Annotated in this window: 10 protein-coding genes; 8 read left to right on the top strand and 2 right to left on the bottom strand. The window is 62.7% G+C overall.

Annotation, left to right across the window (positions count from 1 at the left end; genetic code table 11):
- Window positions 1-45: 45 nt before the first annotated feature.
- Both DN387_RS11225 and DN387_RS11220 read right to left on the bottom strand, forming a co-directional pair.
- Window positions 46-1,266 (bottom strand): CaiB/BaiF CoA-transferase family protein, encoded by a 1,221-nt coding sequence (locus tag DN387_RS11225; RefSeq protein ID WP_043862337.1) that lies wholly within the window; start codon window positions 1,264-1,266, stop codon window positions 46-48.
- A gap of 14 nt (window positions 1,267-1,280) precedes the next feature.
- Complete coding sequence (locus DN387_RS11220; RefSeq protein ID WP_054916007.1) at window positions 1,281-2,462, bottom strand: acyl-CoA dehydrogenase; 1,182 nt, start codon at window positions 2,460-2,462, stop codon at window positions 1,281-1,283.
- A 152-nt stretch (window positions 2,463-2,614) separates the two neighbouring features.
- Here DN387_RS11220 and DN387_RS11215 point away from each other — a divergent pair, with 152 nt between their 5' ends.
- The 8 genes from DN387_RS11215 (at window position 2,615) to DN387_RS11180 (ending at window position 10,012) form a co-directional block, all read left to right on the top strand.
- Window positions 2,615-3,541: a LysR family transcriptional regulator gene (locus DN387_RS11215; protein ID WP_054916008.1), complete on the top strand. Its 927-nt coding sequence runs from the start codon at window positions 2,615-2,617 to the stop codon at window positions 3,539-3,541.
- A gap of 409 nt (window positions 3,542-3,950) precedes the next feature.
- Entirely contained in the window at window positions 3,951-5,072 is a 1,122-nt protein-coding gene (locus DN387_RS11210; RefSeq protein ID WP_043862334.1) for a Re/Si-specific NAD(P)(+) transhydrogenase subunit alpha, read from the top strand.
- An 11-nt stretch (window positions 5,073-5,083) separates the two neighbouring features.
- On the top strand, window positions 5,084-5,401 hold the full coding sequence (locus DN387_RS11205; RefSeq protein ID WP_043862333.1) for an NAD(P) transhydrogenase subunit alpha: 318 nt from the start codon (window positions 5,084-5,086) through the stop codon (window positions 5,399-5,401).
- Between the two features lie 2 nt (window positions 5,402-5,403).
- Window positions 5,404-6,840: an NAD(P)(+) transhydrogenase (Re/Si-specific) subunit beta gene (locus tag DN387_RS11200; protein WP_043862332.1), complete on the top strand. Its 1,437-nt coding sequence runs from the start codon at window positions 5,404-5,406 to the stop codon at window positions 6,838-6,840.
- Window positions 6,841-7,018: 178 nt separating this feature from the next.
- The gene (locus tag DN387_RS11195) at window positions 7,019-8,512 is read left to right on the top strand and encodes an acetyl-CoA hydrolase/transferase family protein (protein WP_043862331.1); all 1,494 of its coding nucleotides are present in this window, start codon (window positions 7,019-7,021) and stop codon (window positions 8,510-8,512) included.
- A gap of 319 nt (window positions 8,513-8,831) precedes the next feature.
- Complete coding sequence (locus DN387_RS11190; RefSeq protein ID WP_043862330.1) at window positions 8,832-9,047, top strand: DUF1127 domain-containing protein; 216 nt, start codon at window positions 8,832-8,834, stop codon at window positions 9,045-9,047.
- A gap of 239 nt (window positions 9,048-9,286) precedes the next feature.
- Entirely contained in the window at window positions 9,287-9,604 is a 318-nt protein-coding gene (locus DN387_RS11185; protein WP_043862329.1) for a DUF2388 domain-containing protein, read from the top strand.
- Window positions 9,605-9,718: 114 nt separating this feature from the next.
- Entirely contained in the window at window positions 9,719-10,012 is a 294-nt protein-coding gene (locus DN387_RS11180) for a DUF2388 domain-containing protein (protein ID WP_054916009.1), read from the top strand.
- Window positions 10,013-10,021: the final 9 nt, after the last annotated feature.

Genomic DNA, 10,021 nt, shown 5'->3' with positions numbered 1-10,021 from the left:
ATCAAATCAGCCCTCGCCACCCTCTATATAGATAGGAGAGGGCGCCTACAGCACGCCCGCGCCACGCAGGCGTTGCACCTCGTCACCCTTCAGCCCCAGTACCTGCATCAGCACCTGTTCGGTATGCTCCCCCAGCAGCGGCGGTGCATTGCGGTACTCCACCGGCGTCTCGGACAAACGAATAGGGCTGGCCACCTGCGGCACGCTGCCGGCCAACGGGTGAGGAATCTCTATGGCCAGGCCACGCGCCTGCACCTGAGGGTCCTGGAACATCTGCGCCAGGTCGTTGATCGGCCCGCACGGTACACCCGCCTGCTCCAGCTGGCTGACCCACTCGGCGGTAGTCTTGAACACCGTGGCCTGGCGAATCAGCGGGATCAGCTCGGCGCGGTTGGCCACACGCAGTTTATTAGTGGCAAACCGCGGGTCATCCGCCCACTGCGGCTGGCCGGCCACCTCGGCGAACTTGCGAAACTGCCCGTCGTTACCCACGGTCAGGATGAAGTCGCCATCGGCGGTAGGAAAATCCTGGTAAGGCACGATGTTCGGGTGCGCATTACCCAGGCGACGCGGCGCAACACCCGTGGTCAGGTAGTTCATCGCCTGGTTGGCCAGGCAAGCCACCTGCACATCCAGCAACGCCATGTCGATGTGTTGCCCGCCGCCATCGTGATCCCGGTGGGCGAGGGCGGCCAATATCGCCACCGTCGAATACAGCCCGGTGAGAATATCGGTCAACGCCACCCCGACCTTCACCGGCCCCGCACCGTCCTCACCCTCCGGGCGGCCGGTAAGGCTCATCAGGCCACCCAGGCCCTGGATCATGAAGTCATAACCGGCACGCTTGGCGTAGGGTCCGGTCTGGCCGAAGCCGGTGATCGAGCAATAGATAAGCCGCGGGTTGATCGCCCGCAGGCTTTCGTAGTCCAGCCCGTAGGCCGCCAGCCCGCCAACCTTGAAGTTCTCGATCAGGATGTCGGACTTGGCCGCCAGCTCGCGTACCAGTTGCTGGCCTTCGGGCTGGGTGAAGTCGATGGTGACCGACTGCTTGTTGCGGTTGGCCGAAAGGTAGTAGGCCGCCTCACTGGTGTTCTCGCCATAGGCGTCCTTGAGAAACGGCGGGCCCCAGGCGCGCGTGTCGTCGCCCGCCCCGGGACGCTCGACCTTGATCACCTCGGCCCCCAGGTCCGCGAGGATCTGTCCGGACCACGGTCCGGCCAGCACTCGCGACAGATCCAGCACCCGCAGATGAGATAGCGCGCCCATGGGCTGGCTCCTTATTAATAGAAAGCCTGCAGACCGGTTTGCGCACGCCCCAGAATCAGCGCATGCACGTCATGGGTACCTTCATAGGTGTTGACCACCTCGAGGTTGACCAGGTGGCGGGCCACGCCGAACTCGTCGGAGATACCATTGCCGCCCAGCATGTCGCGGGCCAGGCGGGCGATGTCCAGCGCCTTGCCGCAGGAGTTGCGCTTCATGATCGAGGTGATCTCGACCGCAGCAGTGCCTTCATCCTTCATGCGGCCCAGGCGCAGGCAACCTTGCAGGGCCAAGGTGATCTCGGTCTGCATGTCGGCCAGCTTCTTCTGGATCAGCTGGTTGGCGGCCAACGGGCGGCCGAACTGCTGACGGTCCAGGGTGTATTGGCGCGCGGTGTGCCAGCAGGCTTCCGCTGCACCCAGGGCGCCCCAGGAGATGCCGTAGCGCGCCGAGTTGAGGCAGGTGAACGGGCCCTTCAGGCCACGTACATCCGGGAAGATGTTTTCTTCAGGCACGAACACGTTGTCCATCACGATCTCGCCGGTGATCGAGGCACGCAGGCCGACCTTGCCGTGAATCGCCGGGGCACTCAGGCCTTCCCAGCCTTTCTCCAGCACGAAGCCGCGAATGTCGCCCGCATCGTCCTTGGCCCACACCACGAACACGTCAGCGATCGGGCTGTTGGTGATCCACATCTTGCTGCCGCTCAGGCGATAGCCACCGTCGACGCTCCTGGCGCGGGTGATCATCGAGCCCGGGTCGGAGCCATGGTTGGGCTCGGTGAGACCGAAGCAGCCAATCCACTCGCCGCTGGCCAGCTTGGGCAGGTACTTCTGCTTCTGCGCCTCGGTACCGAATTCGTTGATCGGCACCATCACCAGCGAAGACTGCACGCTCATCATCGAGCGATAGCCGGAGTCGATACGCTCCACTTCACGGGCAATCAGGCCGTAGCACACATAGTTGAGGCCGCTGCCACCGTACTGCTCGGGGATCGTCGCACCCAGCAGGCCAACCTCGCCCATTTCACGGAAGATCGCCGGGTCGGTCTGCTCATGGCGGAAGGCTTCGAGCACACGCGGGGCGAGCTTGTCCTGGGCGAAGTGGAACGCGCTGTCACGCACCATGCGCTCTTCTTCGGTGAGCTGCTGATCGAGCAGCAGCGGGTCGATCCAGTTGAAGCTTGCCTTGCCAGCCATGTGCGAATCCTCGGAAACGTTTTGTCGTGGGTTGATCCTAGGCCGTAACGGGCGTGGCGACAAACGAGGATTGCGCATAGTCTTGTGATAATTTCTCACTTCGTAACGGCACCAACGGCCATTTTTACGACTGATTAGTGAGGTTGACGTATATGCGGCGCAAGATCCCCAGCACCACGGCCCTGGTGTGCTTCGAGGCTGCAGCCCGCCACGAAAGCTTTACCAAGGCGGCCCAGGAGCTCTCCCTGACCCAGGGCGCGGTGTGCCGACAGGTGGGCGGGCTGGAGGAGTTTCTGAATGTGGAGCTGTTTCGACGCTCGCGCCGTGGCGTGAAGCTCACCGAAGCCGGCCTGTCCTATAGCCGCCGCGTCGCCACCCAGCTGGACGCGGTGGAGCGCGATACCCTGTCGGTGATGGGCCAGCAGGGCGCCAACGTGATCGAACTGGCCCTGGTACCGACCTTCGGCACGCAATGGCTGCTGCCGCGACTGAAGGACTTTCAGCGCCTGCACCCCGAAGTCACCGTCAACCTGACCAACCGCACCCGTCCGTTCCTTTTCGCCGACACCCACTTCGACGCCGCCATCTATTTTGGCGACGCCGACTGGTCGGGTACCCAGTCCCACCGCCTGATGGGCGAGAACCCCGTGCCGGTGTGCAGCCCGGCCTTGCTGGCAGGGCAGGCTAGCCTTAGCGCCGAGGACCTCGCGCAACTGCCGCTGCTGCAGCAGACCACCCGACCCTATGCCTGGCGCCAGTGGTTCAACAGCCTGGAAATGAACGTGGCCCGCGACATGACCGGCCCGCGCTATGAGCTATTCTCGATGTTGGCCCAGGCCGCCATGCACGAGATGGGCGTGGCGTTGATCCCGCCCTTTCTCATCCAGCATGAACTGGGGGAGGGCAGGCTGGTGATTGCCAACCCGCATGCGCTGTCGAGCATCAAGGCGTATTACCTGATGATACCGGAGCGCAAGGTGGAATCCGCCTCGCTGCGTGCTTTTCGCGACTGGCTGGTAGCCGAGGCCCAGCGCTATGCCGCGCAGCACAAGGATCAGAGTGGTTTGTTGACCCCGTAGTCAGCAAATATCGAGCCCTACAGATATACGAAAATGTCGCAAATGAGCAGACTGTTCCGGTGCACGCCAAAACACCCCTTAACCCTGCTGTTTACGGGGCCTTCGCGACATAAAGCCTGTGCACAAATGCGCTTTCGCGAAATTTGTCTGAAAAAATTTCAAATTTTGCGTAATGTCCCTGAAGCCCACGGTTCGCGGGCTTCAGGCCGTTTATTGCGACATTCGGTCACAGGGTGACTTGTAGTTTATCGTTCGTCACCCTTCAGAACCGGTTGAAGCGATTCAGGATCGCCTGCAAAATGCCGCGCCCCGCCCGGATTCAGGGCGGGATCGTGCTGATCGGCCGCCCCAGACGCACCATCCGCAGTGCGCTGGTTTACCAACAAAAGATCACGCAGGAGAAATTGACGTGCACATTGGTGTTCCTCTCGAAACGCAGACGGGCGAGACACGTGTCGCTGCCACCCCCGAAACCATCAAGAAACTGATCGGCCAGGGTCATCAGGTCACTGTGCAACGTGGCGCGGGCGTCAATGCCAGCGTGCCCGACAGTGCCTATGAAGCAGCAGGCGCGACCATCGGCAGCGCTGCCGATGCGTTTGGCGCACAGCTTGTACTCAAGGTTGTGGCGCCCAACGAAAGCGAACTGGGCCAGATCAACAGCGGCACCGTTCTGGTGGGCATGCTCAACCCGTTCAACAATGACGTGATTGCCAGGATGGCCGAACGCGGGATCACCGCCTTCGCTCTCGAAGCCGCGCCGCGCACCTCCCGCGCGCAGAGCCTCGACGTGCTGTCATCGCAGGCCAACATCGCCGGCTACAAGGCCGTGCTGCTGGCCGCGCATCACTACCCACGCTTCATGCCGATGCTGATGACTGCCGCAGGCACCGTTAAGGCTGCCCGCGTGCTCATCCTGGGCGCCGGTGTGGCCGGCCTGCAGGCCATCGCCACGGCCAAGCGCCTGGGTGCGGTGATCGAGGCCTCGGACGTGCGCCCGGCGGTAAAGGAGCAGATCGAATCGCTCGGCGCCAAGTTCATCGACGTGCCGTATGAAACCGATGAGGAACGCGAGTGCGCCGAAGGCGTCGGCGGCTACGCGCGGCCCATGCCCGCCAGCTGGATGCAGCGTCAGGCCCAGGCCGTGCACGAACGCGCCAGACAGGCCGACATCGTCATCACCACCGCGCTGATCCCCGGGCGCAAGGCACCGACCCTGCTCAGCGCCGAAACCGTCGCGCAGATGAAGCCGGGCTCGGTGGTCATCGACCTCGCCGCCGCACAGGGCGGCAACTGCCCGCTGACCGTGGCCGACCAGGTGGTGATCGAGAACGGCGTGACCATCGTCGGCCCCACCAACCTGCCAGCCCAGGTCGGTGCGGACGCCTCGGCCCTGTATGCACGCAACCTGCTCGACTTCATGAAACTGCTGTTCGACAAGGACGGCGCCCTCACGATCAACCTCGAAGACGACATCGTCGCCGCGTGCCTGATGTGCCGCGACGGCCAGGTCATCCGCAAGAACGGATAAGGAGCCAGACAATGGAAGACATGCTGATCTCTCACGGCGTCTACAACCTGATCATCTTCGTGCTGGCCATCTATGTGGGCTACCACGTGGTATGGAACGTGACCCCGGCGCTGCACACCCCGCTGATGGCGGTCACCAACGCCATCTCCGCCATCGTCATCGTCGGCGCCATGCTGGCCGCCGCGCTGACCGTGACCCCGCTGGGCAAGACCATGGGCACCCTCGCGGTGGCCCTGGCAGCGGTCAACGTGTTCGGCGGTTTCCTCGTCACCCGGCGCATGCTGGAGATGTTCAAGAAAAAGGCCGCGAAGGCTGAGGGGAAGAAGTAAACATGAGCATGAACCTGGTAACCCTGCTCTACCTTGTCGCCTCGGTGTGCTTCATCCAGGCGCTCAAGGGCCTGTCGCACCCGACCACCTCGCGGCGCGGCAACCTGTTCGGCATGCTCGGCATGGCCCTGGCGGTGATCACCACCGTCGGCCTGATCTACAAACTGGGCGCGCAGCTGGCCACCGACGGCATCGGCTACGTGATCGTCGGCCTGCTGGTGGGCGGCACTGCCGGCTCGATCATGGCCAAACGCGTCGAAATGACCAAGATGCCGGAACTGGTCGCCTTCATGCACAGCATGATCGGCCTGGCGGCCGTGTTCATCGCCATCGCGGCCGTGGTCGAGCCACAGTCGCTGGGCATCGTGGCCAGCATCAGCGACCCGATTCCGGTCGGCAACCGCCTGGAACTGTTCCTTGGCGCCGCCATTGGTGCGATCACCTTTTCGGGTTCGGTCATCGCCTTCGGCAAGTTGTCGGGCAAGTACAAGTTCCGCCTGTTCCAGGGCGCGCCGGTACAGTTCAGCGGCCAGCACAAGCTCAACCTGGTGCTGGGCCTGGCCACCATCGCCCTGGGCCTGATCTTCACCTTCACCGGCAACCTGACCGCCTTCGCCCTGATGCTGGCCCTGGCCTTCGTGATGGGTGTGCTGATCATCATCCCGATCGGCGGCGCCGACATGCCGGTGGTGGTCTCGATGCTCAACAGCTATTCGGGCTGGGCAGCGGCGGGCATCGGCTTCTCGCTGAACAACTCGATGCTGATCATTGCCGGTTCGCTGGTGGGTTCGAGCGGCGCGATCCTCTCGTACATCATGTGCAAGGCGATGAACCGTTCGTTCTTCAACGTGATCCTCGGCGGCTTCGGCGGCGCTGCAGAAGCCGCCGGCCCGGCCGGTGCCAAGGAGGCGCGCCCGGTGAAATCCGGTTCGGCCGACGACGCCACCTTCCTGCTGAGCAACGCCGACACCGTGATCATCGTGCCCGGCTACGGCCTGGCGGTGGCCCGTGCGCAGCATGCGCTCAAGGAACTGACCGAAAAGCTCACCCACAACGGCGTGACCGTGAAGTACGCGATCCACCCGGTGGCGGGGCGCATGCCCGGGCACATGAACGTGCTGCTGGCCGAGGCCGAAGTGCCCTACGACCAGGTGTTCGAGATGGACGACATCAACTCCGAGTTCGGCCAGGCCGACGTGGTACTGGTGCTCGGTGCCAACGACGTGGTCAACCCGGCGGCCAAGAACGATCCCAAGTCGCCGATTGCCGGCATGCCGATCCTCGAAGCCTTCAAGGCCAAGACCATCATCGTCAACAAGCGCTCCATGGCCAGCGGCTATGCCGGCCTGGACAACGAACTGTTCTACCTGGACAAGACCATGATGGTGTTCGGCGATGCCAAGAAGGTCATCGAAGACATGGTCAAAGCCGTGGAATAAGCCCTTGAAAAGGCTGTGACAAATAGCCCCAGCGCGGTACCGGCTGGGGCTTTTTCATGCCCGCCCAGCCGACAGAAGGCTCTACTTCAGGCCTTCGCATTCGACCTTGGTCGCGGGACGCCGACAGGCGAAATCAATAGACTGCGCATCTAGCTTTAGTAGCCCGAGATAATAATCCATGTACCGTGATCGTATTCGCTTGTCCTCTTTGCACAGCAAGGTAATGAGTGCGGCCGATGCCGCAGGTTTGATCGAGGACGGCATGACCGTCGGCATGAGCGGTTTCACCCGTGCCGGCGAAGCCAAGGCCGTGCCCCACGCACTGGCCGAGCGAGCCAAGCTGTCGCCGCTGAAAATCAGCCTGATGACCGGCGCCAGCCTGGGCAACGACCTCGACAAGCAGCTGACCGAAGCCGGTGTGCTGGCCCGTCGCATGCCGTTCCAGGTCGACAGCACCCTGCGCAAGGCCATCAACGACGGCAAGGTGATGTTCATCGACCAGCACCTGTCGGAAACCGTCGAGCAACTGCGCAACCAGCAGCTCAAGCTGCCGGACATCGCGGTCATCGAAGCGGTCGCGATCACCGAAGACGGCCACATCGTGCCGACCACCTCCGTGGGCAACTCGGCCAGCTTCGCCATTTTCGCCAAGCAGGTCATCGTCGAGATCAACATGGCGCACAACGCCAACCTCGAAGGCCTGCATGACATCTATATCCCGACCTACCGGCCGACCCGCACGCCGATCCCGCTGGTGAAAGTCGATGACCGCATCGGCAGCACCGCGATCCCGATCGACCCGGCCAAGATCGTCGGCATCGTCATCACCGAGCAGGCGGACTCGCCGTCCACCGTATTGCCGCCGGACGACGAAACCCAGGGTATCGCCAACCACCTGATCAACTTCCTCAAGCAGGAAGTCGACGCCGGGCGCATGACCAACAAGCTCGGCCCACTGCAGGCCGGCATCGGCAGCATCGCCAACGCGGTGATGTGCGGTCTGATCGACTCGCCGTTCGAAGACCTGACCATGTACTCCGAAGTGCTGCAGGACTCGACCTTCGATCTGATCGACGCCGGCAAGCTGAGCTTTGCCTCGGGCAGTTCCATCACCCTGTCGACCCGTCGCAACGCCGACGTGTTCGGCAACCTGGAGCGCTACAAGGACAAGCTGGTGCTGCGTCCGCAGGAAATCTCCAACCACCCTGAAGTGGTACGGCGCCTGGGCATCATCGGCATCAACACCGCACTGGAGTTCGACCTGTACGGCAACGTCAACTCCACCCACGTGTGCGGCACGCGCATGATGAACGGCATCGGTGGCTCGGGCGACTTCGCGCGCAACGCGCACCTGGCCATCTTCGTCACCAAGTCCATCGCCAAGGGCGGCGCGATCTCCAGCGTGGTACCGATGGTCAGCCATGTGGACCACACCGAGCACGACGTGGACATCCTCGTCACCGAGCAGGGCCTGGCCGACCTGCGTGGCCTGGCGCCGCGCGAGCGCGCCCGGGTGATCATCGACAACTGTGTGCACCCGGACTACCGCGACGCACTGAACGACTACTTCACCCGCGCCTGCGAAAAGGGTGGGCACACCCCGCACATCCTGCGCGAAGCCCTGCAGTGGCATGAAAACCTGGAAGAAACCGGGCGCATGCTGGCCAGCTGAAGCCGTCCCTGTACAGCCGGTGGCGCGCAATGCGCACCGGCTGTACAGTTGCCCCGCTCAACCGTTACACAAACTGTTCTACTGTACCGGTGTTTTGACGGTACCTTCCTACGCAAAATCCCCTCATTGACCCTAAATTGCACCGTTTCAGTGCGGACCGGTACAGTTGCGTCCAATCCGAGTGCAACAGTCTGCATAAACAGTTAACTGGCCCATCACAATGCAGGTGAACTGTATCTACTGTTATGGACGACACAGGAGGATCATTGGCATCAGTTAAATCACTACCTAATGCCGCCACAAGCGGAAGGATGACACCATGGAACGTACACTCAGTTCCGATCTGGCTTTTGAAAACAACGCTCAACAATCCCAGGGTTCGCTGCCACTGCGCCTGCTGGCCAACCTGATGTTGTGGCAACGCCGCATCGCCAGCCGCCACCAACTGGCTCGCCTGGACTCGCGTCTGCTGGCTGATGCCGGTATCAGCGAAGCGCAACGTTACGAAGAGCTGAGCAAGCCTTTCTGGCGTTGATGCAGGGCCCGCCGGCCAACGCCGGCACCCCGAATTCAAAAACCCGTCGCAGGTGACTGCTGACGGGTTTTTTTGTTTGAAAGGCCCGCGCCAGAGCATTCGAACCCAATACCAGTACAGTTTTTATAAACCAAAGTATCACCAGTACAATCGTACAGTTGCGCTGCACGAGCCGGCGAAGCAGACGCCACTGCACCACCTGCTGCATAATAGCCGGGCCCATATTCAGGAGATCGACCATGTCCCGTACCCGCCTGCTTGGCGCCGCAATGCTGCTGGCCCTGGCCTCCACTGCCCACGCATCCAGCTTCGTGGTCACCACCGATACCGTGGTGCGTGGCGTTGCCGCCTCCACCAACGCGACCTCCGATGCCTCCTCATCGCTGCGCGATGACAAGATCGTGCGCGCCGCCCGTGACGACGCCGCCAGCTTCGTCGCCAGCCAGGGCGCCATCCGCGGTGTGAAACTGGAAAGCGCCTTCGCCCACATCCGCCAGCAGGCCCCGACCCTGCAGGCTTCCGACGCCCAACTGGCCCAGGCGATCCTGGCCATCTGAACCGCGCAAGGGCCCGGTACACGTAACAACGTGTAAAAGCCGGGTACCCTGCGCTGGTCCCCACCCGCGCATTGGGATAGCCTTGCCGCCTGATTTCACAGCCAACCAGACCTCATGCGTTATTTGCTACCGCTGCTGCTCGCACTCTGCGCGTCGACTGCCGCCCAGGCCTTCGACCTGACCACTCAAAGCCTTGTGATTGCGGGCTACGCCACCAGCAAGGTGACCACCGCCCCGTTCGATCGCAAGCTGATCCTGGCCGCCCACGACGATGCCGCCGCCTTCGTCGCCAGCGACGGCGCCCTGCGTGGCGCACAGCTGGAAGCCGCCCTGAACGCACTGCGCCAGCACACCCCCGAACTTCATGCCAGCGACCTTGAACTGGCGCAGGCAATTCTCGTCCAATGATCACAACCG

The sequence above is a fragment of the Pseudomonas sp. FBF18 genome, from assembly GCF_024261405.1.
Lineage (GTDB): Bacteria > Pseudomonadota > Gammaproteobacteria > Pseudomonadales > Pseudomonadaceae > Aquipseudomonas > Aquipseudomonas palmensis.
The sequence above is the reverse complement of the archived record's forward strand: the minus strand, read 5'-3'. Positions and strand labels throughout refer to the sequence as shown.